This window comes from Gilliamella sp. B3367, assembly GCF_026536825.1.
Classification (GTDB): domain Bacteria; phylum Pseudomonadota; class Gammaproteobacteria; order Enterobacterales; family Orbaceae; genus Gilliamella; species Gilliamella apicola_E.
Window position 1 is genome coordinate 19,757 of sequence record NZ_JAFNNJ010000006.1, and the last position, 26,152, is coordinate 45,908.

20 protein-coding genes are annotated in these 26,152 nt (G+C 34.9%); 13 read left to right on the top strand and 7 right to left on the bottom strand.

Annotation, left to right across the window (positions count from 1 at the left end; translation table 11 throughout):
• The first annotated feature begins 38 nt into the window (after positions 1-38).
• Positions 39-1,118, top strand: a complete 1,080-nt coding sequence (aroB, locus tag J3U23_RS09210; RefSeq protein WP_267339084.1) for a 3-dehydroquinate synthase — start codon at positions 39-41, stop codon at positions 1,116-1,118.
• 248 nt (positions 1,119-1,366) lie between these two features.
• Entirely contained in the window at positions 1,367-2,437 is a 1,071-nt protein-coding gene (locus J3U23_RS09215; protein WP_267339085.1) for a 3-deoxy-7-phosphoheptulonate synthase, read from the top strand.
• A 60-nt stretch (positions 2,438-2,497) separates the two neighbouring features.
• Here the strand turns inward: J3U23_RS09215 and purL are convergent, their stop codons facing one another.
• The 4 genes from purL to J3U23_RS09235 all read right to left on the bottom strand — a co-directional run bounded on the left by purL (position 2,498) and on the right by J3U23_RS09235 (position 10,732).
• Positions 2,498-6,400 carry a phosphoribosylformylglycinamidine synthase gene (gene purL, locus J3U23_RS09220; RefSeq protein WP_267339086.1) on the bottom strand — a complete coding sequence of 1,301 codons (3,903 nt, stop codon included), beginning with the start codon at positions 6,398-6,400 and terminating at the stop codon, positions 2,498-2,500.
• 380 nt (positions 6,401-6,780) lie between these two features.
• On the bottom strand, positions 6,781-8,457 hold the full coding sequence (gene glnS, locus J3U23_RS09225) for a glutamine--tRNA ligase (protein WP_267339087.1): 1,677 nt from the start codon (positions 8,455-8,457) through the stop codon (positions 6,781-6,783).
• A gap of 206 nt (positions 8,458-8,663) precedes the next feature.
• Positions 8,664-10,007, bottom strand: coding sequence for an ATP-binding protein (locus J3U23_RS09230; protein WP_220225261.1), 1,344 nt, complete (start codon positions 10,005-10,007; stop codon positions 8,664-8,666).
• Positions 10,004-10,732, bottom strand: a complete 729-nt coding sequence (locus J3U23_RS09235) for a winged helix-turn-helix domain-containing protein (protein WP_065734928.1) — start codon at positions 10,730-10,732, stop codon at positions 10,004-10,006. The genes J3U23_RS09230 and J3U23_RS09235 overlap by 4 nt, the downstream gene beginning before the upstream one ends.
• 158 nt (positions 10,733-10,890) lie before the next feature.
• Between J3U23_RS09235 and J3U23_RS09240 the strand changes: the two genes are divergently transcribed.
• The 4 genes from J3U23_RS09240 to J3U23_RS09255 are packed head-to-tail and all read left to right on the top strand — an operon-like array spanning position 10,891 to position 13,222.
• Entirely contained in the window at positions 10,891-11,619 is a 729-nt protein-coding gene (locus J3U23_RS09240) for an MtnX-like HAD-IB family phosphatase (RefSeq protein ID WP_065562877.1), read from the top strand.
• A 10-nt stretch (positions 11,620-11,629) separates the two neighbouring features.
• Positions 11,630-12,457 carry an alpha/beta hydrolase gene (locus tag J3U23_RS09245; protein WP_065562878.1) on the top strand — a complete coding sequence of 276 codons (828 nt, stop codon included), beginning with the start codon at positions 11,630-11,632 and terminating at the stop codon, positions 12,455-12,457.
• 5 nt (positions 12,458-12,462) lie between these two features.
• Entirely contained in the window at positions 12,463-12,819 is a 357-nt protein-coding gene (locus J3U23_RS09250) for an EamA family transporter (RefSeq protein ID WP_065562879.1), read from the top strand.
• A 1-nt stretch (position 12,820) separates the two neighbouring features.
• Entirely contained in the window at positions 12,821-13,222 is a 402-nt protein-coding gene (locus J3U23_RS09255) for a DMT family transporter (RefSeq protein WP_267339090.1), read from the top strand.
• Positions 13,223-13,271: 49 nt separating this feature from the next.
• Here J3U23_RS09255 and J3U23_RS09260 read toward each other — a convergent pair whose 3' ends face one another.
• The 3 genes from J3U23_RS09260 to J3U23_RS09270 form a co-directional block, all read right to left on the bottom strand.
• Positions 13,272-14,144: an arginase family protein gene (locus J3U23_RS09260; protein WP_267339091.1), complete on the bottom strand. Its 873-nt coding sequence runs from the start codon at positions 14,142-14,144 to the stop codon at positions 13,272-13,274.
• The gene (locus J3U23_RS09265; RefSeq protein WP_267337365.1) at positions 14,141-15,190 is read right to left on the bottom strand and encodes a GNAT family N-acetyltransferase; all 1,050 of its coding nucleotides are present in this window, start codon (positions 15,188-15,190) and stop codon (positions 14,141-14,143) included. Before J3U23_RS09265 ends, J3U23_RS09260 begins: the two co-directional genes overlap by 4 nt.
• Before the next feature lie 65 nt (positions 15,191-15,255).
• The gene (locus J3U23_RS09270; RefSeq protein WP_267339092.1) at positions 15,256-16,665 is read right to left on the bottom strand and encodes an aspartate aminotransferase family protein; all 1,410 of its coding nucleotides are present in this window, start codon (positions 16,663-16,665) and stop codon (positions 15,256-15,258) included.
• A 170-nt stretch (positions 16,666-16,835) separates the two neighbouring features.
• On the opposite strand from J3U23_RS09270, the gene J3U23_RS09275 reads away from it, so the two are divergent.
• From J3U23_RS09275 to gyrB, 7 genes are all read left to right on the top strand, one after another.
• On the top strand, positions 16,836-17,585 hold the full coding sequence (locus J3U23_RS09275) for a MipA/OmpV family protein (protein ID WP_267339093.1): 750 nt from the start codon (positions 16,836-16,838) through the stop codon (positions 17,583-17,585).
• Positions 17,586-17,682: 97 nt separating this feature from the next.
• On the top strand, positions 17,683-18,591 hold the full coding sequence (locus J3U23_RS09280) for a recombination-associated protein RdgC (RefSeq protein WP_267339094.1): 909 nt from the start codon (positions 17,683-17,685) through the stop codon (positions 18,589-18,591).
• A gap of 180 nt (positions 18,592-18,771) precedes the next feature.
• Positions 18,772-19,872, top strand: a complete 1,101-nt coding sequence (gene ompA / locus J3U23_RS09285) for a porin OmpA (RefSeq protein ID WP_267339095.1) — start codon at positions 18,772-18,774, stop codon at positions 19,870-19,872.
• A gap of 157 nt (positions 19,873-20,029) precedes the next feature.
• Positions 20,030-21,382 carry a chromosomal replication initiator protein DnaA gene (dnaA, locus tag J3U23_RS09290; protein ID WP_065562885.1) on the top strand — a complete coding sequence of 451 codons (1,353 nt, stop codon included), beginning with the start codon at positions 20,030-20,032 and terminating at the stop codon, positions 21,380-21,382.
• 15 nt (positions 21,383-21,397) lie between these two features.
• The gene (gene dnaN, locus J3U23_RS09295) at positions 21,398-22,501 is read left to right on the top strand and encodes a DNA polymerase III subunit beta (RefSeq protein ID WP_065734935.1); all 1,104 of its coding nucleotides are present in this window, start codon (positions 21,398-21,400) and stop codon (positions 22,499-22,501) included.
• A gap of 46 nt (positions 22,502-22,547) precedes the next feature.
• Positions 22,548-23,618, top strand: coding sequence for a DNA replication/repair protein RecF (gene recF, locus J3U23_RS09300; protein WP_065562887.1), 1,071 nt, complete (start codon positions 22,548-22,550; stop codon positions 23,616-23,618).
• Positions 23,619-23,660: 42 nt separating this feature from the next.
• Positions 23,661-26,072, top strand: a complete 2,412-nt coding sequence (gyrB, locus tag J3U23_RS09305) for a DNA topoisomerase (ATP-hydrolyzing) subunit B (protein WP_220225268.1) — start codon at positions 23,661-23,663, stop codon at positions 26,070-26,072.
• The last annotated feature ends 80 nt before the right edge of the window (positions 26,073-26,152 follow it).

The following is a 26,152-nucleotide window of genomic DNA, read 5'->3' on the forward strand; positions in this document are numbered from 1 at the left end:
TAAAGATTAAATTGGCATGAACTTATCTGGAAATAATTATGCAAAAGATCCTAAATGTTGCGTTAGATAATCGCAGTTATCCTATCACTATTGGTGAAAACTTACTTAGTCAATTTGAATATTTCAAACTACATAGTGGCCAGAGAGTCCTCATTGCTACAAATGACACTATTGCTCCAATTTATTTACAGCAATTAATTAAAATGCTTGAAGATCATGGGGTCAAAACTGATTTCATTATTGTTCCTGATGGCGAGCAATACAAAACTATCGAAACTTGGAATAAAATCTTGACCGCTTTACTTGCCAACAATCATACTCGCAGTAGCATACTTATTGCACTTGGTGGTGGCGTTATTGGAGATGTGGCAGGTTTTGCAGCTTCCGCATATCAACGTGGCATAAAATTTATACAGGTTCCTACTACTTTATTATCTCAAGTCGATTCTTCCGTTGGTGGTAAAACTGCAATTAATCACCCTCTAGGTAAAAATATGATTGGTGCATTTTATCAGCCGCAATCAGTCGTAATTGATATTAATTGTTTAAAAACTTTACCACAAAGAGAACTTTCAGCAGGTCTAGCTGAAGTGATTAAATATGGCATTATAATGGATTGTGAGTTTTTTAATTGGCTAGAACTACATATAGATGATTTACTTAATTTAGATGTCGATGCATTAAGTTACTGTATTTATCGTTGTTGTGAATTGAAAGCTCAGGTTGTCGCTGCTGATGAAACAGAACAAGATATGCGCGCTATATTAAATCTTGGCCACACCTACGGTCATGCAATTGAAGCTGAACTTGGCTATGGGAATTGGTTACATGGTGAAGCAGTTAGTGTTGGAATGCTAATGGCAGCTCAAACAGCTAAGTTACTTGGCAAATTTACTGATGAAGATTTTGATCGGATTGAAAAGTTATTAATTAAGGCTAAATTGCCAGTAAAAAGACCTACACAGATGCCAAATGAATCTTATATTCCTCACATGTTACGAGATAAGAAAGTTCAATCTGGGCAAATTAGATTAGTTTTACCGACTAAAATAGGTTCTGTTGAAGTCATTGATGTTATTGATAAACAATTAATATTAAAAGCAATATCTTCTATCTAAATCTTATTTATCCTCATTGATATACGAGTACTTGTAATTAATCCAAGTATTCGTACACATTTGTTTCCATTCATTTAAATTAAACCCTTAAAATGTAAACAAATGTTTACGGGTTAATATTGTATTTTATCTAACAATAAGTAAAATTTTAATTTACTATTTCGTAATTTTGTGTTTACATATTAAGTGTTTATGTAATCAATATTTTACATATAAAAAATATGCATGATTTTAACAAGGAAAATAAAATGTTAAAAGACACACTAAATAACGTTCGAATTAGAGATGAGCACATGTTAATTACACCAGAAGAAATTAAGAATCTTTATCCATTATCATCAGAATTAGAAAATCAAATTGCTTCATCTCGTCAAACTATCGTTAATATTTTAGAACGTCGTGACCATCGATTACTTATTGTTTGTGGTCCTTGTTCTATTCACGATACTGAAGCCGCAATTGAATATGCACATAAACTAAAAAAACTATCTGATGAAGTTAAAGATAACTTATTTATCGTTATGCGTGTTTATTTTGAAAAACCAAGAACCACTGTTGGTTGGAAAGGCATGATCAATGACCCACATATGGATAGTTCCTTCGATATTGAACATGGTTTAAAAAAAGCACGTAAATTACTTCTTGATATCACTAAAATCGGGTTACCAATTGCAACTGAAGCATTAGATCCAAATACACCTCAATACATCGGTGATTTAATTAGCTGGTCAGCTATTGGTGCAAGAACCACTGAATCACAAACTCACCGAGAAATGGCGTCAGGATTATCCATGCCAGTTGGCTTTAAAAATGGTACAGATGGTAGTTTAGATGTGGCGATTAATGCAATGAAATCAGCCTCAATGGCACATCGATTTGTAGGTATTAATCAACAAGGGCAAGTTACGGTATTACAAACTTTAGGTAATCCACATGGTCACGTGATCCTAAGAGGAGGAAAAACACCTAACTTTGATGCCGAAAATGTTGCATTATGTGAAGTTCAAATGAACAAGGCTAAATTAGTGCCTAATTTAATGATAGATTGTAGTCACGCCAACTCAAATAAAGATTACCGTAATCAACCAATTGTTGTTGACTCAATTATTGAGCAAATTAAGCAAGGCAACAATTCAATTATTGGTGTCATGATCGAAAGTAATTTATTTGAAGGAAATCAATCATCTGAGCAACCAAAAGAAAACTTTAAGTATGGTGTATCAGTTACTGATGCTTGCATCAATTTTGAAACAACTGAGCAATTATTGCGAAAAATGAACAATGACTTAGCAGATCCTCTAAATAATAGGCAAAAGTAACCGATTAAAGTTTATATTATTTTCATGAAACTAAATCGCCGACAAAAGTCGGCGATTTTTTTATCCAAGTTGCTTGCGTGCATTGCGGAAAATTCGCATCCAAGGACTTTCTTCGCCCCAATTATCAGGATGCCATGAATTGGTTACAGTCCTAAAAACTCGCTCTGGATGTGGCATCATTATAGTTGATCGACCATCACTTGACGTTACAGCTGTAATACCATTTGGTGATCCATTCGGATTTGCAGGGTACTGCTCTGTCGCTTTTCCAAAATGGTCAATATACCTGACTGCCACTAAACCTGAAGCCTCTAAACGAGTTAAATGATCTAAATCTCTAGTTTCAACTTGACCTTCACCATGAGAAACCGCAATAGGCATATGCGAACCAGCCATATCAGTAAAGAGTAATGAAGGACTTGATTGGATTTTGACCAAACTAAAGCGTGCCTCAAAGCGTTCCGATACGTTTCGCACAAAACGAGGCCATAACTCAGCACCTGGTATTAGATCTTTGAGATTTGACATCATTTGGCAGCCATTACATACACCTAATGACAAAGTATCATTACGATGGAAGAATTGCTCAAACTCATGGCGAACTTGTTCATTAAATAAAATAGACTTAGCCCATCCTTCACCTGCACCTAATACATCTCCGTAAGAGAAACCACCACAAGCAACGATGGTATTAAATTGATTCAATGTCACTTGCCCAGATAATAAATCCGTCATATGGACATCAATTGATTCAAATCCAGCTCGAGCAAATGCAGCAGCCATTTCAACATGCGAGTTGACACCCTGTTCACGTAAAATTGCAACTTTAGGCTTCACACCTTTGGCTATATAAGGTGCAGCAATATCTTGTTCTGAATCAAAAGTAAGGTGAACATTTAATCCCGGATCGTCATCATTTTGTTTGGCTTGATGCTCCTGATCAGCACATGCTGGATTATCTCGCAAACGCTGCATTTGCCAAGTGGTTTCTGCCCACCAAGTTCTCATGGTTAATCGAGATTCGCTATATACCACAGCACTGTTATTACGCACAATAAATTGCTGTCCGGCTTTAGCTGAACCTAATTTATAAATCGCATGGGACAGTCCAAAATGCTTAAAGCATGTCATGACTTCGTCTAAATCACTACCACGAATTTGAATAACTGCCCCTAGCTCCTCATTAAATAACGAGGCAATCACATCACTACCGAGAGAATGAATATCAACATCAATACCGCAATGCCCTGCAAATGCCATTTCAGCCAAAGTAACCAATAACCCACCATCTGAGCGATCATGATAAGCCAGTAGATTATTTTGAGCGACTAGCGTTTGTATCGCTTGATAAAAATCAGCTAATTCTTTAGCGTCATGAACATCAGCAGTTCTTTGTCCAAGATGGCGATAAACCTGCGCTAATGCCGTTGCACCTAATGCATGGTGACCTTTAGAGAGATCAACAAACAACAATAGATTATCCTGATCGGTGCAAAGTTGTGGCGTAACCGTTTTACGTACATCTTCAACTCGAGCAAATGCCGAAATCACTAATGATAAAGGTGAAGTTACCGTTTTTTGTTCACCATTTTGTTGCCATGTTGTTTTCATTGACATGGAATCTTTACCAACCGGAATAGCCAGACCCAACGTTGGGCATAGTTCTTCACCAATAGCTTTAACTGCTTGATAAAGACCAGCATCCTCACCCGGATGACCTGCGGCTGCCATCCAGTTAGCCGAAAGCTTAATTCGCTTAATGTCGCCAATGTTTGTCGCCGCAATATTGGTAATTGCTTCACCAACAGCTAATCGTGCTGATGCAGCATAGTTAAGCAAAGCAACAGGGGCACGTTCACCCATTGACATAGCTTCACCATAATAACTATCTAAACTTGCTGTTGTCACTGCACAATCGGCAACAGGTACTTGCCAAGGTCCAACCATCTGATCACGAGCAACCATGCCAGTTACCGAACGGTCACCAATAGTAATTAAAAAGGTTTTTTCGGCTATAACCGGCAAATGCAGAACTCGTTTCACTGCATCATATAAATTGATATCAGATGTAGAAAAATGGTCACCTTCGGCTTGGCTTGACTTTACATCACGTAACATTTTAGGGGTTTTACCAAGTAAAACATCTAAAGGTAAATCTATCGGATTATTATTAAAATGCTCATCATGTAAAACTACTGCTTTATTTATTGTAGCTTCCCCGATAACCGCATAGGGTGCGCGTTCACGTTTACAAAGTTCATCAAATAGCTCAAGGCTTTCCGGATGAATAGCCAGTACATAACGCTCTTGTGATTCATTACACCAAATTTCTAACGGCGACATCCCCGGCTCATCACTTAATATTTTGCGTAATTCAAACTGACCACCACAGCCACCATCACTAACAAGTTCAGGCATAGCATTAGACAAGCCTCCCGCGCCTACATCATGGATAAATAAAATAGGATTTTTATCGCCAAGTTGCCAGCAACGGTCGATGACCTCTTGGCAACGACGTTCCATTTCAGGATTATCACGTTGAACGGAGGCAAAATCGAGATCCGCATCCGATTGCCCAGAAGTCATTGAGGACGCAGCACCACCACCTAAACCAATATTCATAGCTGGTCCGCCTAAAACAATTAGTTTGGAACCAATAGGAAATTCACCTTTCTGGATATGTTCTCGACGGATATTTCCCATACCACCAGCTAACATAATTGGTTTATGATAACCTCTGACCTCTTCGCCATTAAAGCTGTTTACTTTTTCTTCATAAGTACGAAAATAACCTAACAATGCTGGACGACCAAATTCATTATTAAATGCAGCGCCACCTAAAGGTCCATCCATCATAATATCGAAGGCGCTCACTATTCGATCTGGTTTACCAAAATCTTGTTCCCACGGTTGCTCAAAATTAGGAATTCGTAAATTTGAAACGGAAAAACCAACTAAACCTGCTTTGGGTTTGGCGCCTTTTCCTGTCGCACCTTCATCCCGAATCTCACCACCACTACCAGTTGCTGCTCCTGGCCAAGGAGATATCGCAGTTGGGTGATTATGCGTTTCAACCTTCATGAGAATATCTGCATATTCCTGATGAAAATCGTAAGTTCGATTTTCATAATCAGCAAAAAAACGCCCCACTTTTGAGCCATCCATTACCGCAGCATTATCTTTATAAGCGGATGACACATAATCTGGCGTATTTTCAAAGGTGTTTTTTATCATTTTAAACAATGATTTGGGTTGTTTTATACCATCAATCACCCAATCAGCATTGAATATCTTATGGCGACAATGTTCAGAATTCGCTTGACCGAACATATAAAGTTCAATATCTGTAGGATTACGGTTTAATTTTTGGAAACTTTCAACTAAATAGTCAATTTCATCCGGCGCTAAAGCTAAACCTAATTTTACATTAGCCTCTTCTAAAGCATTGCGCCCTTTTCCTAATAAATCAACAATGGTTACTGGTTTGGGCTGTTCAGTCTTAAATAATTGCTGAGCTTGCTCAAAGCTACTTAATACCGTCTCCATCATTCGGTCATGAATTAATGAAAGGAAAGTATTTTGTTGTATTGCCGTTAAGGTGGAACTAACTTGTACATAATAAGCAATTCCACGTTCTATTCGATGGATTTGTGATAGTCCACAATTATGTGCTATATCGGTGGCTTTAGATGACCATGGTGAGATAGTACCTTCGCGAGGGGTAACTAAAAAGAGTATTTTATTTGCTGGATTTTCTATCTTTATCTGCGCACTTTTAGGACCATATTGTAACAGCTTATCCAAGGTTAAACTCTGTTCGGAAGTCAGTTCATCAATCAGATCGATAAAGTGAATATATTGAGCTTCGATATTGACAATGGGGATAGATTGTTCACGACATGAGGATAGAATTTTATTAATACGAAATGTCGATAGAGCAGAAGAACCAGCTAAAATTTTCATGCTAAGTACTCTTTTTAAGCAAAAAAAGGAAAAAAATAGAACAACATTATAAAAGAAAGTAGCTAAAGAGGCTATCTTAAAAATCATTATATGATTTAATAAAAAAAGTTGAGGAGCGGGGTTTTTGAAAGCTTATTTACTCATTTTTACACTAATGTAGCACTTTGATTAACATATAAAAAACCGATTTCTTACAAATCATCTCTTTCATCTATAGGGTTAATTTTGGAGAATTAATACTAGAAGAATTATTTTTAATGCTTATAGCTATAAGATTGCTAAAAGAAGTAAAAAGGTAGAATCATATCTCAACAGCGATGACAATAAAAAACGCCAACTAAAGTTGGCGTTTTTTATTCTATAACTAAGCTTCTCTATGATTAAGCTTCGTTCCAACTATCTCTTAAGCCTACGGTTCGATTAAAGACTAATTTATCTTCTGTCGCATACTTACTATCAAGACAGAAATAACCCTCACGTTCAAATTGATAAGCTTGTTCGGCTTTGGCTTTTTTCAAACTAGGCTCAACAAATCCTTGTTTAATAATTAAAGAATTTGGATTGATAGTTGATAAGAAATCCTCAGCGCTACCAGGATTTGGGGTACTAAATAAGCGATCATAAAGACGAATTTCAGCAGGTTTACCATACTTGGCTGATACCCAATGAATAACGCCTTTAACTTTACGTCCATCTTCAGGATTTTTATTTAATGTTGCCGGATCGTAACTACAATAAATAGTTTGAATATTACCTTCTGCGTCCTTTTTAACACGATCAGCGCGTATCACATAAGCATTACGTAGACGGACTTCTTTACCTAATACTAAACGCTTATAATTTTTATTAGCTTCTTCTCTGAAATCAGCTCGATCAATATAAATCTCGCGTGTAAATGTTACTTCGCGATGACCGAGTTCTGGCCTGTTAGGATGATTTGGCATACTTAAGACTTCATCAAGTGTTTCTGAAAAGTTTTCAATTACCACTTTAACCGGATCAAGTACCGCCATTGCTCGAGGTGCATTTTCGTTGAGATCTTCTCGAATACAGAATTCAAGTGTACTCATTTCAACGGTATTTTCTTGTTTAGTTACCCCGATTCGACGACAAAATTCACGAATTGAAGCTGGGGTATAACCTCGACGGCGTAAACCTGAAACGGTTGGCATACGAGGATCATTCCAACCATCAACAATTTCTTCGGCGACCAATTGTGTTAATTTACGTTTTGAGGTAATAGCATATTCTAGATTTAATCTAGAAAACTCATACTGATGAGGACGAGCTTCAATAGTAATATTATCTAAAACCCAGTCATATAAACGACGGTTATCTTGGAACTCAAGCGTACAAAGTGAATGGGTTATATTTTCAATAGCATCCGAAATACAGTGAGTAAAATCATACATCGGATAGATACACCATTTATTACCAGTTTGGTGATGCTCGGCAAATTTAATACGGTATAAAACTGGATCACGCATAACAATAAAAGGTGAAGCCATGTCGATTTTCGCTCTTAAGCAAGCTTTACCTTCAGCAAATTTACCCTCTTTCATTTGGATAAATAATGCTAAATTTTCCTCTATACTTCGATCACGATAAGGGCTATTTTTACCTGGTTGTGTTAAGGTGCCTCGATACTCTCGAATTTCTTCAGGAGATAGTTCATCTACATAAGCTAATCCTTTATTGATAAGTTCTATGGCATATTCATATAAACGGTCAAAATAGTCAGATGAATAGCAAATCTCACCATCCCATTCGAATCCTAACCAGCGGACATCTTCTTTAATTGATTCAACATATTCAATATCTTCTTTGGCTGGATTGGTATCATCAAACCGTAAATTACATTTACCGTGATAATCTTGGGCAATACCGAAGTTTAAACAGATAGATTTTGCATGACCAATATGTAAATAGCCATTAGGTTCTGGCGGAAAACGAGTATGCGTTGTTTTATATTTTCCCGCAGCAAGATCCGCATCAATAATTTGACGAATAAAGTTATTTGGACGAGTTTCGTTCTCTGTCGGTAAATCACCACTCATAAAAAACCTCTGATTATATATGTTTACTCATAACCAATTTAGAAATGAGATTTATCACTTTTATCACTTCGACCGACGAATATAGCAAATTTTTTGTCTTTTCGAAACGTTAAAACAAGAGATTTCAGTTACCTGAAAAAAATAATTACCCTCAAACGGATAACACTCCTAAATAATTTTAACAATTATTTTAATTTTAACTTCAGTTATTCCTCACCTGATTTTATCGAAACGACAAATCGTGCACCACCTAGTGGGCTAGTAACCACGAATGCTTTACCGTCATGAAATTCTGCCATTAATTTTACATAAGCTAAGCCTAACCCATATCCACCAGTTGATCGTGTACGACTGGTGTCAAGGCGAGCAAAAGGCATAAAAATTTTTTCTCGAGAATCGAAAGGAATGCCTACACCATCATCATCAATTTCCAAAATAACTCGGTTATCTTGTTTGGTTATATTTAATACTGCTTTATGGGCTGCATATTTAAACGCATTAAGTAGCAGATTTTTGACAATAGTTTCTGCCAAATTGATATCAATTTTAGCTTTAGCATCTTGGCTATGGCAAATGAGCTCAAAGCCCTTAGGTTTAAATAGTGCTAATGACTGACAAACTTTTTCACCCCATTGTTTTAACGATACAGTAGTAAAGTTTAATTCAATATTACTTTGCTGCATTTTAAAATAATTCAAACTAGCATTAATGAGGGTTTCAAGTTCATCTATATCATCACTCATTCCTTTTTGTAAATCAGATCTTTCTACTTCGTCTGTAGATTCTTCAAGCATACTTAACTCAAATCGCATTCGTGCAAGAGGGGTTCGTAGTTCATGTGCCATCGCATGTGAAATTGTTTGGTTAGTGCTGACAAGATGCTCAATGTGAGTCCCCATATTATTTAAAACATTGGCTAATGGTTTGAATAACCAACCTTTCACATTTTCCGTTCGAGCCTTCAAATTGCCCTGTCCAAGTTGTTCTGCGGTTTGACGTATGTTGACCAGATCTTTCCATACAGCACTAAACGCGAAATAGATTAATATAAAAAAGATTATGGCACTAAATAATGCCCAAATAATAAGGAAAACGCTCAACGACATGGTATTTGATTCTAATATATCTCGCATTAGAATCGGCCCCAATTGTAATAAATGACCATCATTGAGATTGATATAGACAACTTCGTCATCACCATCATAAGCAAAATCAAGTTTTTCAATTTCTTTTTTTACAGAATGAGATAATTCTGTATTTGCAGGTAATACTTTGATTGGATAACCAAAATATGGTTGTAACTCGTCAACTACTGCTTGCAGTGGACGCTGTTTATTTTCATCAATGTGTTTGCGAATTAAGTTGACTGTTCCTCGTTGTGATTCACGAAAAACGATATGATCATCTGGCATATCAGTTAATGATGAAGGTAGTGAATCAAACACTAATAATGCACCATAGGCGATAATACATTGCAATGAAAGTAAAATAACTAGATAAAAGACGATGCGGCGGTTAAAAAATAGCGGTTTAGCTAATAACTGTCTCAATGGTTTTCCCCTTCGCGCATGAATAAATACCCCTTTCCTCGAACCGTTTTAATTCTTGAAGGATTATCAGGATCATCAAGGAGTTTACGTCTTAACCGAGAAATTCGGGCATCAATTGAACGATCGCTACCGTCAAAATCAATCCCTCTAACTTGGGAAAATATATCGTCTCGAGATAGAATCTTACCTGCGTTATTAGCTAACAACCAGAGTAAGTCAAATTCGGCAGTCGTTAAATCTATTTCATGCCCGTCTAATAACACTTTACGATTTTCACCATCAATCACTAAATTTTCAAAGGCTAAAGTATTATTGTTAAATAAAGCAATTTGCTCTTTTAGGCCTTCTTTTTCTGTTTCATTTTGTTTTCGGCGTAGCAATGCTCGAATCCGAGCTAGTAATAATCGTGGTTCAACCGGTTTAGCTAAATAATCATCAGCGCCTAACTCTAATCCCACGATTTCATCAATATTATCTTCGCTAGCCGTCATTATAAGAATATAGTTACTGAACCATGAACGTATATCTCGACAGATATCAAATCCAGTTTTTTCAGGTAACATTACATCTAAAATAACCAAATCAGGGTTGATTTGTTGTATTTTTTCTTCTGCTCCTTCACCACTATTATGCCAATCTACCCTATATCCTTGACGGATTAGGTAGACTTGTATTAAATTGGCTAATCTTTCATCATCTTCGATAATTAATATGCGTTCACTCATTTCTGATTCTCTTTACCGTAAAGTGGACTTCGAGATGCTTCATTATACAGGCAAATAGAGCCTCGTTACAAAATATATACAAAGAGCCAACAAAGTTAGCTACCACTTTGTGAGAAAATTGTCGCCAATATCTATAACTAGCAATTTTTACTTGGAATATGAATACTTTTTCATCAATTACTAATCATCTTTTTCAACCATCTTACACTCGCTATCACAACCCTATTATTTTGTGTGATTTTGATGGCACAATTAGTGTTAAAGATGTAACTGATACTTTACTTAGTCAGTTCGGCCAAGATGGCTGTGATGAGCTCGAAGAGTTGTGGGTTAGTGGTAAAATTGGTTCTCAAGAGTGTATGAGTAAACAGATTGCCTTAATGGACGCAAGCTTAGAAGAGCTTAATCAAGCATTGGCAAAAATTGAAATTGATTCTAGCTTTAAATCATTCATTAAGTATACCGAAAAAAAACATATACCAGTTCATGTAGTTAGTGATGGTTTAGATTATGCTATCCAATTTGTATTAAAGCGTCATGGTATTGAACATTTACCTATTTATGCTAATAAACTATTGCATGATAATCACAGAAGTTGGCGCCTTGAGTTTCCTTACGCTAATAAGGATTGTATAAAACAAAGTGGTAATTGCAAATGCAATCATGTAAAACAACAGCAACATTTTCCTCAAATATTGTATGTTGGTGATGGTACTTCTGATTTTTGCGTTTCACATCATGTCGATCTGGTTTTTGCTAAAGATAAGCTGATCAATTACTGTGAAAAAAATAACATTAAGCACACTGCTATTGTTAATTTTGCTGATGTAACAGAGGCTTTAAAACAAGCAGAGCAATCACTAATTCCAGTCATGATGGTGAAATAAAGGAACAATAATGAGTACAATTGAAGATTTATCTTATTTTTTACCAGGAAATAAAAATGGCGTGCTATTAATTCATGGTTTAACTGGCACACCAAATGAAATGCGTATTTTAGCCAATGGTTTACATAAAGCAGGATTTACTGTTTATGCAATACAATTGGCAGGTCACTGTGGTACTGAAGCAGATCTATGTAAAACAACTTGGCAAGATTGGTATAAAAGCGTTCAAGATGGCGCTGATTATTTAGCTAAACATGTAGACAACCTTTTTGTCGCAGGTTTATCAATGGGCGCCCTTTTGGCGTTGAAACTTGCTGCAGATCGTCCAAATCAAGTTAAAGGTGTTGGTGTTCTAGCACCTACATTTTATTATGATGGTTGGAGTATGCCATTTTGGGCTAAAAAGTTTTTCTTTTTATTGGTCTATTTTAAAAAACTTGGTATTTTTCAAAAAGTCTCTTTTATTGAAAAACCGCCTTATGGTCTTAAAGATGAGCGTATCCGAGCGGTGGTATCAGAAAGCATGTTAAGTGGCGATGCTGCATCCGCTGGGCTTGCTGGAAATCCATTTCCTGCATTAGCAGAAATGCAATTATTGGCAAAACATGTTCGCCAAGAATTACCAAAAGTTACGTCACCTTGTTTAATTATGCATTCAGGTAATGACGATATTGCCAATATTGAAACTAATGCAAAATTAGTTGAGAAGCATGTTTCTGGTCCAAAACGATTAGTTGTATTAAATGATAGTTATCATTTAATTACTATTGATAGCCAACGCCGTGAAGTAATTAAAGAGTGCGCTTCATTTTTTAATAATCTGGCAGAAGGAACTTAAGCATAATGTCATCCTTAGTTATTTTTCTTTGGGTTAGTAATATTTGTTTTGATACCTTAGGACAAGTTGCTTTTAAATATGCTGCAATATCACCTACCAATAGAGATGGATGGTACTATTGGTTAGATCTCGCCAAAAATCATTGGATTTGGATAGGAATATCATCTTACATTGCCGAATTTTTACTGTGGTTAGCTTTTTTAACTTTAGTTCCACTTTCCCAAGGTGTATTGCTCGCCTCATTTAATATCATTACTATCATGTTAGTAGGTCGGATTCTATTTAAAGAATTACTGACGGTATATCGTGTTATTGGTATGTCTTTAATTACTGCTGGTGTGATCTTTGTGGGGTTATCTTAATATGGCTAAGTTCTATTTAATTGGTTTTACCGTATTATTAATGTTTGATACGATTGCACAATGTAGCTTTAAATTGGCTGCCGAACATGCCCTGCCACTTTCGATGAGCGTTGAATGGATAGTTAGGGTATTTTCCGGTCATTGGATCTATGTATCAATAGCTGGCTACATTTTTACTTTCTTTACTTGGATGACTTTATTAAAAAAAGCGCCTGTAGGACCTGCTTTTGCAGCTTCACATTTTGAAGTTGTTACCGTAATGATTGCTTCAGTTTGGCTATTTAATGAACCTATCACTTTATTTAAGTTAATTGGAACTATATTGATTGTTTCAGGGATTTTGTTTTTAGCACTAGCAGAAAGTAAACTTGCGAAGAAAGATACTCATCATCGTTCTAAATAACTTCAAGATAAGGACTAAAAACCTGGCAAACTATATCAGTTCTTGAATGCTAGTTTTTTAAAGCTTTTAATAATGTTAAATTAAGTTGATGTTGTTCTTGTTGCCAATCATTTAACTTTTCTAATGATATTTCGGGCTGTTTGTCCAGTGAACTTAGTAATCTCTTAAACCAATTTTTAGGCTGCCATATCGATAATTCGCCCGTGATATCACTACCGATAATCCGAGGCTTAATAGATGTAATAGTATCTAATAAATGATAGGTTTGTAATTTTCCTTGATCCCAATTGGTATGAATAACTTCTTCACTTAAGGCATCTTTATCTATCGATAAATATATCGGTTTAGTATTACGGTATTGTTCGGATAGAAACTGAGTAATAAGATCATCTGGCGAATCAAAATAGCGAAAAGCATGACTTAAACCAATTTTCTTAGCCCAAGAGACATTAACATCCATGCTCCAATAAGTCAGTTTTTTATGAAACAATGGTGACCATCTATTTTCCCAAAAATGCCATAAGCCAATATCATGTGATGTAATTCCTAATACATGTACATGGCTAACAAAAGGTAAACTAGCCACATAGCTAACCCATGATCCACAGTGAATGCCAAACAGATAACGCATGTTATCTGGATGGTTGTCGAAAATAACTACTTCAATGGGATTTTCTTCTGTATATTGCTTAGCTAGCTGCTCAATAAGTAATAACGAAATATGGTGGTAATCACCGCTACCCATTAATACCGTACCATAGCTTTCTGGTAATGATTGTTGTAATACCTTTTTAAAGTTTTGGAATTTTTTTGTACTACAACCAAAGCGAATGACATCTTGCCACTGAGTAAAATCAATCGTTTTAGCATTATCAATTTCACCTACACTGTGATCAAAGTTAAGGATAACTAGCGATGTCATGCTACTTTCTCCTTATCAGTTTCGAAATGGCTAATTAATCTACGCAAAACTGCCCTTAATAAAGGATTTCGTATATAAACTAAGTGTTTAGTTAAGGTAAAACTAGCACCTAAAGAAGCTTTAACTTCTGGATCAGTCCAACCTGCAACATAATTACTAAGTTTTTGTTGTAATGCATATTCAAGATTAACAAACCAGCTAACAAAATAGAGGTTTAATTCTCTTGCTTGAGGATAAACCATTCCTATATATTTATCGATTAAAACATTGTTCACTACAAAACAGATGTTATAACCAATTAATTGTCCATTATGATGATAAGTAAAAATACGTCCATTTGAGGATTTGCTTTGCAGTAATTGGGTGAAAAATGGCTTAGTTAATAAATCAAAATGTACTTCACTCTGCTCATATACATTCAGATAAAGTTGATAATATAGATCAAGAGTCGCCTCATTAAAAAAACAATCATCACCAGTTTGTAAGATGTTAATCTCCAATTTTTCACGGGACTTTAGCTTTCTTCTTAAATTTTTACGACGACTGTATGATAGTTTTGCAAAAAAATCATCGATCGACTCAAAATCAATTGGAACCCAAGCTAAAGCTTGTCCTTCAACTTCAATAAACCCCCGTTCTTTTAAGGAACCAATAATCTGTTTAGAATATTGATTATCCTGCTTACTAAGCAGAGGTGAATCGGATGGCAAATCTTTGACAATAACAAATGGATATTTTTTTGTATAAGCTGCCTTAACATTGTCAGCTAATTGATGCGCATCGATTTTATTAGTCAATAAACTATATTCTGAAACGGTTGTACCCACAAAGCATGTTTTTGGTTGTAACCAATGCCGCCATTTTTTATAAAAAGGCAATTTATGAACTTTATGTTTAAAATCATCATCAGCAGTTATGAGCAAATCAAACTTAGCGGAAAAAGCAGGTATACCGTCTTCACTCATCCAGCTAGTAAACTCTCGCGGAGGATGAGAAAGAAAATTGTTGATTAATTCATTAGGTTCTAATTGATTGATATATCGCATAACTTTCTATAAATGATCTGAAATTCCCGCTAATTGATATTAGCGGGATTATTTTGATTTAAGACTTAAAGTTCTTTTTTAGCTCGAGTAATTAATTGATCGAGTAGTTCAATACCTTGATCAATCTCTTGACGAGTAATATGTAATGAAGGAGCAAAAGTGATAACATTTTTGTAATAACCACCAATATCAAGCACTAAGCCCATTTTGTTACCTTTCCAATCAAGATCACCTGACATACCAATATCTACCATTTTATCAACTAATGCTTTGTTAGCTGTAAATCCATCTTCGGTACAAATTTCAGCACGAAGTGCAAGACCTAGGCCATCAACTTCGCCTATTTCTTTATGTTTCTTCTCAAGTGTTTTTAATCCTTCAAGGAAATATGCACCGCTATCCATTACCATTTTTTCGTAATCTGTTTCAGAAGTCATTTTTAATACTTCTAGGCCAACTGCGGTACCTAAAGGATTTGAAGCAAACGTAGAGTGGGTTGAGCCAACTGGGAATACTTCTGGATTGATTAACTCTTCACGAGCCCATAAACCACCTAATGGATTTAAACCATTAGTTAATGCTTTCGCAAATACCACCACATCAGGTTTAACATCAAAATGTTCAATTGACCATAATTTACCAGTACGATAAAAGCCCATTTGAATTTCATCAACAACTAATAAAATACCATATTGATCTAAAACTTTTTTCAGACCTTTAAAGTAATTACGAGGAGGAACAATATAACCACCCGTTGCTTGTAATGGTTCGGCATAAAATGCAGCATATTCTGCTTGTCCGACTTTTGGATCCCATACACCGTGATATTCAGTTTCAAATAAACGTGCAAACTCAGCAACTAAGTGTTCACCATATTCTTCTGCTGTCATTCCTTTTGGACGACGGAACGGATATGGGAATGGTACAAACATTGCACGATCACCAAAATGACCATAACGACGACGGTAACGGTAGCTCGAAGTAATTGAAGATGCACCCAAAGTACGACCATGGTAACCACCTTGAAATGCAAACATCAGGGATTTACCACCAGTAGCATTACGAACGACTTTTAATGAATCTTCAATACATTGTGAACCACCAACATTAAAATGAACTCGTCCTTGGTAACCGAATCGCAGTTCCATACCTTGAGCAATTGTTTTTGCTAATTCGATTTTAGTTGGATGTAAATACTGGCTAGCACATTGCGGTAAAGTATCGATTTGCTTTTTAAGTATGTTATTTAAACGCTCATTAGCATAACCAAAGTTACAAGCAGAGTACCACATTTGTAAATCAAGGAAGGCTTTACCTTCTTTATCATACATGTAACTACCTTCACAACCATCAAAAATCTTTGGTGGTTCAACATAATGCACGGTATCACCAAATGAACAGTATTTTGCTTCATCCGCTAATAACGTTGCATCGTCGGGACGACTATTAATCATTTCTAAAGTTGGTTTACTCATAATTTATCTCACTAATCCATATTCAAATATGACAAAATGTGGCATTATTATCAGAGAAAATGGATTGTAACAATGTACATTTAATGTATAGATTTTGTGACAACAAGCCTTGAGTGACAAAATAACTACAATAATTGTCTTAAATCATATCAGTATGAGTGGTTATCAAAATGAAAAAATTAAGCTGCATAATCTCACTATTATCAATGTTTCCTTTAGGGTATACTCATATTGCGTCAGCAGATCCTACTTCATTAGGCGTCGGTTTGGGTTGGTCTAACTCACCATATAAAAATTATAGTTCAAGTTACTATCCGGTTCCTCATATTGATTATGATAATGGCTATTTTTTTATTGATGATCTATCAGCTGGTATTTACGCTTTTAACAACGATAATCAAAGTTTATCATTTGGCGTTCGTTATCTTGCTAATGAATTTAAACCTCATGATTCTGACAATCATAAGTTAAGACAACTTAATAGTCGTCATTCCACTGTGTTAGCTGAAATTGATTATGATATCACCACTAATTGGGGTATTTTTTCAAGTAGTATTGGCGCTGATATGCTCAATAATAGTAATGGAATCTTAGTTAATGCCGACTATACTGTTCCTTATATACAAGGTAATTTAATTATTGCACCTACTATTGGTATAAACTGGGCTGATGGTAAACATAATGACTATTATTATGGTGTATCTCATAAAGAATCTTCACGTTCAGGATTACGCTATTTCAATGCAGATAGTTCTTTTACACCTTACTTTGAAATCGGTGCGCAATATTCTTTAACAGATAATATCGCTACTTTTGGCGGAATTCATATTGATAAACTGACTGGTGATGCAGCTGACAGCCCTATAGTTGATGATAGTACGATAACATCCATTTATATGGGCTTATCTTATAAATTTTAATACTTTTATTAAATCTTATTAATAATACTTTATTTTCTGTGAAAATCTTATTTTAATTAAATAATTTTCATGAATTAATTTTTGGAAAAATTACACTATGCTTTGGTTTAAAAACGCAATTATCTATCAACTTAATAATGATAATTTACTGGATAAACAGACTATTGAAAATGCACTCAAATCTGCTTTATTTTCTCCTTGTGGTAATTTAGATACCACCAAAATGGGTTGGGTATCCCCTTACGATGATAACAATTTGGATGATTTTATTATTGATATGCAAGGGCATTTATTATTAAAAATAAAGAAAGAAACTAAAATTTTACCTGCACCCGTCATCAAACAAGCCTTAAATGAGAAGATTGACAAGCAAGAGAAGGCATTAAGCCGTAAACTTAGTAAAAATGAAAAAGCGACATTAAAAGATGAAGTGATGATCGATTTAATGCCTAGAGCATTTAGCAAATATAACTATTATTGGTTATGGATCGACATTGAAAATAAAAGGATTATTATCGATTGCAGTAGTTTTAAACTTGCTGAAGATATTCTAGCGATTTTACGGAAAGAACTTGGAGCATTAGCATTAACGCCTCTTTCCATCGAAAAACCGCTTGAAAAGATTATGACAACTTGGGTTAGAGAAAAACTTAGTTTTCCTCCTTTTATATTGGGTGATGAAGCAGAAATAAAAGATCCACTTGAGGGTAATGGGATTATCAGTTGTAAAAATCAAGATATTACAAGTGATGAAATGTTAGTTCATTTAGATTCTGGTAAATGGGTCACCAAACTTAAAATCATCGATGAACGTGGAATCAATTTTATTATTAATCCTGACTTAACATTGAAAAGAATTAAATTTGATTCTGTTATTTTAGATGAAAATGAAGATATTGGATCTGATGAATTTGATAAACGTTTAGAAGCTGATTTCTATATTATGGCTAACACATTATCAAACTCAATTAACGATTTATATATTATTATAAATAAGATTGTTTAATTTTTTTACAATATATTATCAATTATTCTAGATCCGAATAATAATTGTGCTATAATACGTAATAGATTATGTGTAACATAATTGGTCATTAAGTATAAAACACCGTAAAAATTAAGTAAAATTAAACAATAAAAGCAAATTAAACAACGTCTATTACAACAAATAAGTTGAGGCAAAAAAATGAAAAAAACAACTCTAGCTCTAGCAATGGCTGTTGCAAGTTTAACCGCTACTGCCGCTAATGCTGCATATGAAGACAATACTTTTTATGTAGGTGCTAAATTAGGTTGGTCAGAACTTTATAATTTAGACGCAAATAAAGTTCGTGGTTATGATAAAGATGAAGCTGGTATTAAAACTTCTAATAGAAGTAATGTTGCTGGCGGTGCTTTCCTTGGTTTCCAAGCTAATCCTTACTTAGCTTTTGAATTAGGTTATGATTGGTTAGGTTCTGCAAAATATAAAAGAACTTATCTTGGTGATCATTCTAACGCTGGTAATAGTAAAGTTTCAGCACAAGGCGTTTCTTTAACGGGTAAATTAAGTTACCCACTATCATTCATTTCTGACGATTTAGATATTTATGGTCGTGCTGGTGGAATGGTAACTATTGCTAAATGGAAAAATAGTGGTGATATCAAAGAAGCCTACGGCAGTGGTGGAACAAAAACTGATTTATCACCAGTTTATGCTTTAGGTCTTGATTATCGTCTTAACGAAGATTTCTCTACTCGTTTAGAATACCAATATGTTCAACATATTCATACTAAAACTCACGCATCTCCAGATGCAGGAACTGTAAGCTTAGGTATTACTTACCGTTTAGGTTCTCCATCTGTTGCAGCTCCAGTTGAAATCAAAACTGAAGTAAATCGTTATGTTTTAAATGAAGATGTGTTATTTGCTTATGCAAAATCTGATTTAAAAGCAGAAGGTCGTCAAGCACTTGATAATTTATTAACTACTCTTGTTAAAATTAACCCAACTCAAAGTGCTATCGTAGTAATTGGTCACACTGACCGTATCGGTTCAGATAGCTATAACCAAAAACTATCAGAACGTCGTGCACACACTGTATTGAACTATTTAGTTCAAAAAGGTGTTCCAGCTGAAATCATCACTTCACGCGGTATGGGTAAAGCACAACCAGTTACTGGTAATAAATGTAATGCACTTCGTGGCGCTGACTTGAAAGCATGTTTAGCACCAGATCGTCGTGTTGAAATTGAAGTCAAAGCACGTAACGTGCAAGAGGTCCAAGTAATTGATCAAACAAAATAGTTTTTGTTATTAATTACACCTTTGAACCCAGCTTCGGCTGGGTTTTTTCATTTATATGTTAATAATTAAATTATATATTGCTTGAACCCTACAAATTATCCACAAAAAAGATTATAATCATTCCAGTATTGTTAGTATCCCAATTAAAGGAGTAGCCATGTCTACCTCGATTTGGCAAGATTGTCTTTCTCAATTACAAGAAGCGCTTCCTACAACAGAATTCAACTTATGGATTCGACCGTTACAAGTGGAAATGGTTGAGAATAAACTTTATATTTATGCTCCAAACAGATTTGTATTAGATTGGGTTAAGAATAAATATTTAACGACTATTTCGCAATTATTAAATAATTTACTGGGTAATGATTCACTAAAATTATATTTGGAAGTTGGTTCAACTTTATCTGTAGAAAAAAAATCTAAAATTAATAAATCTGATGTTGTACCTTCTTGGAAAACAACAAAAGAGAATAATAATAATCACACTTACTATTCAGGTATTAATCATAAGCATACTTTCAACAGCTTTGTTGAAGGTAAATCTAATCAACTTGCTGTTGCAGCAGCTAAACAAGTAGCTGAAAATCCAGGAAAAGCTTACAACCCTCTTTTTTTATATGGCTCAACAGGTTTAGGAAAAACTCACTTGTTACATGCTGTTGGTAATGAAATTATGGCAGGTAAAGCTAACGCTAAAGTTGTTTATATGCATTCAGAACGCTTTGTTCAAGACATGGTCAAAGCTTTACAAAATAATGCTATTGAAGAGTTTAAAAACTATTATCGATCTGTTGACGCTCTCCTTATTGATGATATTCAATTTTTTGCAAATAAAGAGCGTTCACAAGAAGAGTTTTTCCATACATTTAATTCATTGTTAGAAGGCAACCAACAAATTATCCTAACCTCGGATCGTTATCCTAAAGAAATTGATGGTGTAGAAGATCGTTTGAAGTCAAGGTTTGGTTGGGGATTAACCATCGCTATAGAACCACCAGAACTTGAAACTCGAGTGGCTATTTTGATGAAAAAAGCAGACGAAAACAAAATAAAATTACCTGAAGAGGTCGCTTTTTTCATTGCTAAACGACTACGATCAAACGTACGAGAATTAGAAGGTGCACTTAATCGAGTTATAGCCAATGCTAATTTTACAGGCAAATCTATCACCATTGATTTTGTCAAAGATGCTTTAAAAGATTTACTTGCCTTACAAGAAAAATTGATTACTATTGAAAATATTCAAAAAACAGTTGCTGAATATTATAAAATTAAAGTTTCTGACTTATTATCTAAACGCCGTTCTCGTTCTGTCGCAAGACCAAGACAAGTAGCAATGGCGTTAGCGAAAGAGCTAACCAACAAAAGCCTTCCAGAAATAGGTGATGGTTTTGGTGGAAGAGATCATACAACAGTATTACATGCATGTCGGAAGATCGCAGAGTTAAAAGAAGAAAGCAATGACATTAAAGAGGATTATTCCAATTTAATTCGAACATTATCAACTTAAAAAAGAATTAACACTATGAAATTTATTATAGATCGTGAAAAACTTATCAAACCATTGCAACTTGTTAGTGCACCATTAGGTAGCCGACCTACCCTCCCCATTTTAGGTAATTTATTATTGCAGGTGAGTGAAAACACGCTATCCATGACGGGAACAGATCTAGAAATTGAAATGATTTCTCATATTCCCCTAACAGAGCCTAGTGAAGCGGGTGCTACAACTGTTCCAGCTAGAAAGTTTCTTGATATCTGTCGAAATCTTCCTAGTGATGCTCAAATATCGATAAGCGTTGACGATAATCGATTGATTATTCAGTCAGGTCGAAGTAAATTTTCTTTATCTACACTACCTGCATCAGATTTTCCTAATCTAGAAAATTGGCAAAGTGATGTTGAACTTTCTATACCTCAAAAGACTATCAAACGACTTATAGACGCAGTTCAATTCTCAATGGCTAACCAAGATGTAAGATATTATTTAAATGGTATGCTATTTGAAATTGAAGATGGTCTATTAAAAACCGTTGCAACTGATGGTCATCGATTAGCTGTGTGTGCTCAACCTGTTGGTCATGAGATCTCTGAATCCTGTTCAGTCATTTTACCAAGAAAAGGCGTAATTGAACTGGCAAAACTAGTTGGTGATAATGATGAGCTAGTTAATATGCAAATTGGTAACAATAATTTACGTATTAGTCTTGGCGATTTTACTTTTACTTCAAAACTAATTGATGGAAAATTTCCTGATTATAAACGTGTAATGCCTCGTAATCCTGATAAACCACTTGAAGTATCATGTGAAGAACTAAGAAATGCTTTATCTCGTGTTGCGATTCTTTCAAATGAAAAATTTCGCGGCATAAGATTATATGTACATAGCAATCAGATTAAAATTACTGCAAACAATCCTGAACAAGAAGAAGCAGAAGAAGTTATTGATGTAAAATACGAATCTCAAGAGCTTGAAATTGGTTTTAATGTAACGTATTTATTGGACATATTAAACACATTAAAATGCGATAGCGTCCAATTATTATTAACCGATGCAACATCAAGTGTGCAAATTGAAGATATCAACAACCAATCTGCAACTTATGTTGTTATGCCAATGCGCTTATAATTAACGATCATTTAAACTTCCGGCCTCGGCCGGAAACTTTACCGACATGACACTTTCTCAAATCAAAATTTATCACTTTCGAAATATTGATTATGCTGAATTATCATTATCCAAACATTTTAATTATATAGTTGGTGATAATGGTAGCGGAAAAACCAGCCTCCTCGAGGCGATTTATATGCTCGGACATGGTCGAGCTTTTAGACATATTCAATCCAATCGAATAATACAACATGAAAAACCAGAGTTAGTATTATTTAGTCAAATTGAATCTGCACAAAAAACTCGAACAATAGGTTTATCAAAAACACGCCATAACGATAATACGATAAAAATTGATGGTGACGAAGGGTTTCGGTTGACGGATTTAGCTAAATTATTACCAATTCAACTTATTACGCCTGAAGGATTTGATCTACTTACCGGAGGACCAAAATATCGCCGTGCTTTTATAGACTGGGGGTGTTTTCATCACTATCCTGAATTTGTATCACTTTGGAATAACTTAAAACGCCTTTTTAAACAGCGTAATGCATTATTAAAACAGTCATCAAACTATAATCAATTATTACCTTGGGATAAAGAGTTAGCACCGATTGCAGAAAAAATCAGCCAGATTAGGGCTAGTTATAGCCAAAATATATTTCCTCAAATTATGCAAACGTGTCATGATTTTCTACCAGAATATCAACTTAATTGCCAATATTATCAGGGCTGGGAGCATGGAATCAGTTATTCAGATATATTATATAGACAATTTGAAAGAGATAAGTTCATTAATTATACTTCGCTAGGTCCTCATAAAGCAGATTTAAAATTACGAATAGATAATATTCCTGTTGAAGATTTATTATCTCGGGGACAATTAAAATTACTCATGTGTGCATTACGTTTGTCTCAAGGTGAATATTTCTCAGAAACAACGGGCCAATCCTGTATTTACTTAATTGATGACTTTGCTTCAGAGCTTGATAAAAATAAACGTAACTTATTAGCAAAACGATTAAAATCAGCACAATCTCAAGTTTTCATTACAGCGGTTAATCAAGAGCAAATTAGCCATATGATCGATGAAAATGATAAGATTTTTCACATAAATTCTGGTATAATTTCTTAAATATACAAAATGATATAAATAATCAAATAAGTCGAGAAATCCATGTCTAACTCTTATGATTCTTCCAGCATTAAAGTACTTAAAGGACTTGATGCTGTCCGAAAACGCCCAGGTATGTATATTGGTGATACTGATGATGGAACAGGGCTTCACCATATGGTTTTTGAAGTGGTAGATAATGCCATTGATGAAGCATTAGCTGGTTATTGTCACCATATTGAAGTTACAATCCATCCTGATAATTCCGTTTCTGTACGAGATGATGGTCGAGGTATACCTACTGGTATCCATGAAGAAGAAGGTATTTCCGCAGCAGAAGTTATTATGACTGTTTTGCATGCCGGTGGTAAATTTGATGATAATTCATACAAAGTGTCTGGTGGTTTACATGGTGTTGGTGTTTCAGTCGTCAATGCTTTATCAGATAAGTTAGAATTAGTGATTTATCGTGAAGGTAAAATACATAAACAAATTTATCATTTAGGCGTTCCTGAAGAACCGCTAAAAATCATTGGTGAAACAACTGAATCAGGTACGTATGTTCGTTTTTGGCCAAGTCCAGAAACTTTTTCTAACATTGAATTTGTGTATGATCATCTGGCAAAAAGATTACGCGAACTATCATTCTTAAATTCAGGTGTTTCAATCAAACTCACCGATGAACGTACAGGTAAAAGTGAACATTACCATTATGAAGGTGGTATTCAAGCTTTCGTAGAATATCTAAATAAAAATAAAAACCCAATTCATCCAAAGATTTTTTATTTTAGTACTGAGAAAGATAATATTGGTGTCGAAGTTGCACTACAATGGAATGACGGTTACCAAGAAAATATCTATTGTTTTACAAATAACATTCCTCAACGTGATGGTGGTACTCACTTGGCTGGCTTCCGTGGCGCTATGACACGTACATTAAATAACTACATGGAAACCGAAGGCTATAGCAAAAAAGCAAAAATTAGTGCTACAGGTGATGATGCTCGAGAAGGGTTAATTGCTGTTGTATCAGTAAAAGTGCCTGATCCTAAATTCTCATCACAAACTAAAGATAAATTGGTGTCATCTGAAGTTAAATCAGCAGTTGAGTCTGTAATGGGCGAAAAACTAGCTGAATATTTACTTGAAAATCCTTCAGATGCAAAAATTGTAGTAGGTAAAATTATCGATGCAGCGAGAGCTCGTGAGGCAGCAAGAAAAGCTCGCGAAATGACACGTCGTAAAGGCGCTTTAGATTTAGGTGGTTTGCCTGGAAAACTTGCTGATTGCCAAGAAAAAGATCCCGCTTTATCTGAACTATACCTAGTGGAAGGGGACTCTGCAGGTGGCTCTGCAAAACAAGGACGAAATCGTAGAAACCAAGCAATTTTACCGTTAAAAGGTAAAATTCTAAATGTTGAAAAAGCTCGTTTTGACAAAATGCTTTCTTCACAAGAAGTAGCAACGTTAATTACTGCTTTAGGTTGTGGCATTGGCCGTGATGAATATAATCCAGATAAAATGCGTTACCATAGCATTATTATTATGACCGATGCCGATGTTGATGGATCGCATATTAGAACATTATTGCTAACATTCTTCTACCGTCAAATGCCTGAGATCATTGAACGAGGTTATGTCTATATTGCTCAACCACCACTATATAAGGTCAAAAAAGGGAAACAAGAGCAATATATTAAAGATGACGATGCAATGACTCAATTCCAAATCGCTTTGGCATTAGAAGATGCATCATTACATGTTAATGACCATGCTCCAGCTTTAGCTGGCGAAGCTTTAGAAAAATTAATTGCCGAATATCAGAAAGTCGAAAAATTAATTACTAAAATGGAACGTCGCTACCCTAAAGCCTTATTATCAGAATTAGTTTATCAGGAAGTATTAGATGAAAATATCTTGAAAGATCAACACAAAGCTGAAAATTGGGCAAAATCTATTGTTGAAAAACTATCTAATAAAGAACAACACGGTAGTACCTACCTTTATAGTGCGGATTACAACGAAAAAGCAGAATTGTATATACCTGTTATTAAAGTAAGAACACATGGTGTGGATACTAATTATGCGTTAGATCAAGTGTTTATTCATAGTAATGAATATCGAAATATCTGCCATTTAGGATCACAATTGAAAGATTTACTTGAGGAAAGCGCATTTATACAACGTGGTGAGAGAAAACAACCAGTTAGCTCATTTGAAGATGCAGTTGATTGGTTAATTCGTGAATCTCGTCGTGGATTAACTATCCAACGTTATAAAGGTTTAGGTGAAATGAACCCAGAACAATTATGGGAAACAACCATGGATCCAACAAGCCGAAGAATGTTACAAGTAACCATTAAAGATGCCATTGAAGCAGATCAATTGTTTACTACATTAATGGGTGATGAGGTTGAACCTCGTAGATTATTCATTGAAGAAAATGCCTTGAAAGCAGCTAATTTGGATTTCTAATTAATTATCTAATAAAAAACCAGACATTGTGTCTGGTTTTTTTTTGCAAATTTATTAAAAATTAAAAAGTAATTTTATGC

Excerpts from the sequence above, each read along its gene's own strand:
- aroB (WP_267339084.1), top strand. The coding sequence starts at position 39 with ATGCAAAAGATCCTAAATGTTGCGTTAGATAATCGCAGTTATCCTATC.
- J3U23_RS09215 (WP_267339085.1), top strand. The coding sequence starts at position 1,367 with ATGTTAAAAGACACACTAAATAACGTTCGAATTAGAGATGAGCACATG.
- purL (WP_267339086.1), bottom strand. The coding sequence starts at position 6,400 with ATGAAAATTTTAGCTGGTTCTTCTGCTCTATCGACATTTCGTATTAAT.
- glnS (WP_267339087.1), bottom strand. The coding sequence starts at position 8,457 with ATGAGTGGTGATTTACCGACAGAGAACGAAACTCGTCCAAATAACTTT.
- J3U23_RS09235 (WP_065734928.1), bottom strand. The coding sequence starts at position 10,732 with ATGAGTGAACGCATATTAATTATCGAAGATGATGAAAGATTAGCCAAT.
- J3U23_RS09240 (WP_065562877.1), top strand. The coding sequence starts at position 10,891 with ATGAATACTTTTTCATCAATTACTAATCATCTTTTTCAACCATCTTAC.
- J3U23_RS09245 (WP_065562878.1), top strand. The coding sequence starts at position 11,630 with ATGAGTACAATTGAAGATTTATCTTATTTTTTACCAGGAAATAAAAAT.
- J3U23_RS09250 (WP_065562879.1), top strand. The coding sequence starts at position 12,463 with ATGTCATCCTTAGTTATTTTTCTTTGGGTTAGTAATATTTGTTTTGAT.
- J3U23_RS09255 (WP_267339090.1), top strand. The coding sequence starts at position 12,821 with ATGGCTAAGTTCTATTTAATTGGTTTTACCGTATTATTAATGTTTGAT.
- J3U23_RS09260 (WP_267339091.1), bottom strand. The coding sequence starts at position 14,144 with ATGACATCGCTAGTTATCCTTAACTTTGATCACAGTGTAGGTGAAATT.
- J3U23_RS09265 (WP_267337365.1), bottom strand. The coding sequence starts at position 15,190 with ATGCGATATATCAATCAATTAGAACCTAATGAATTAATCAACAATTTT.
- J3U23_RS09270 (WP_267339092.1), bottom strand. The coding sequence starts at position 16,665 with ATGAGTAAACCAACTTTAGAAATGATTAATAGTCGTCCCGACGATGCA.
- J3U23_RS09275 (WP_267339093.1), top strand. The coding sequence starts at position 16,836 with ATGAAAAAATTAAGCTGCATAATCTCACTATTATCAATGTTTCCTTTA.
- J3U23_RS09280 (WP_267339094.1), top strand. The coding sequence starts at position 17,683 with ATGCTTTGGTTTAAAAACGCAATTATCTATCAACTTAATAATGATAAT.
- ompA (WP_267339095.1), top strand. The coding sequence starts at position 18,772 with ATGAAAAAAACAACTCTAGCTCTAGCAATGGCTGTTGCAAGTTTAACC.
- dnaA (WP_065562885.1), top strand. The coding sequence starts at position 20,030 with ATGTCTACCTCGATTTGGCAAGATTGTCTTTCTCAATTACAAGAAGCG.
- dnaN (WP_065734935.1), top strand. The coding sequence starts at position 21,398 with ATGAAATTTATTATAGATCGTGAAAAACTTATCAAACCATTGCAACTT.
- recF (WP_065562887.1), top strand. The coding sequence starts at position 22,548 with ATGACACTTTCTCAAATCAAAATTTATCACTTTCGAAATATTGATTAT.
- gyrB (WP_220225268.1), top strand. The coding sequence starts at position 23,661 with ATGTCTAACTCTTATGATTCTTCCAGCATTAAAGTACTTAAAGGACTT.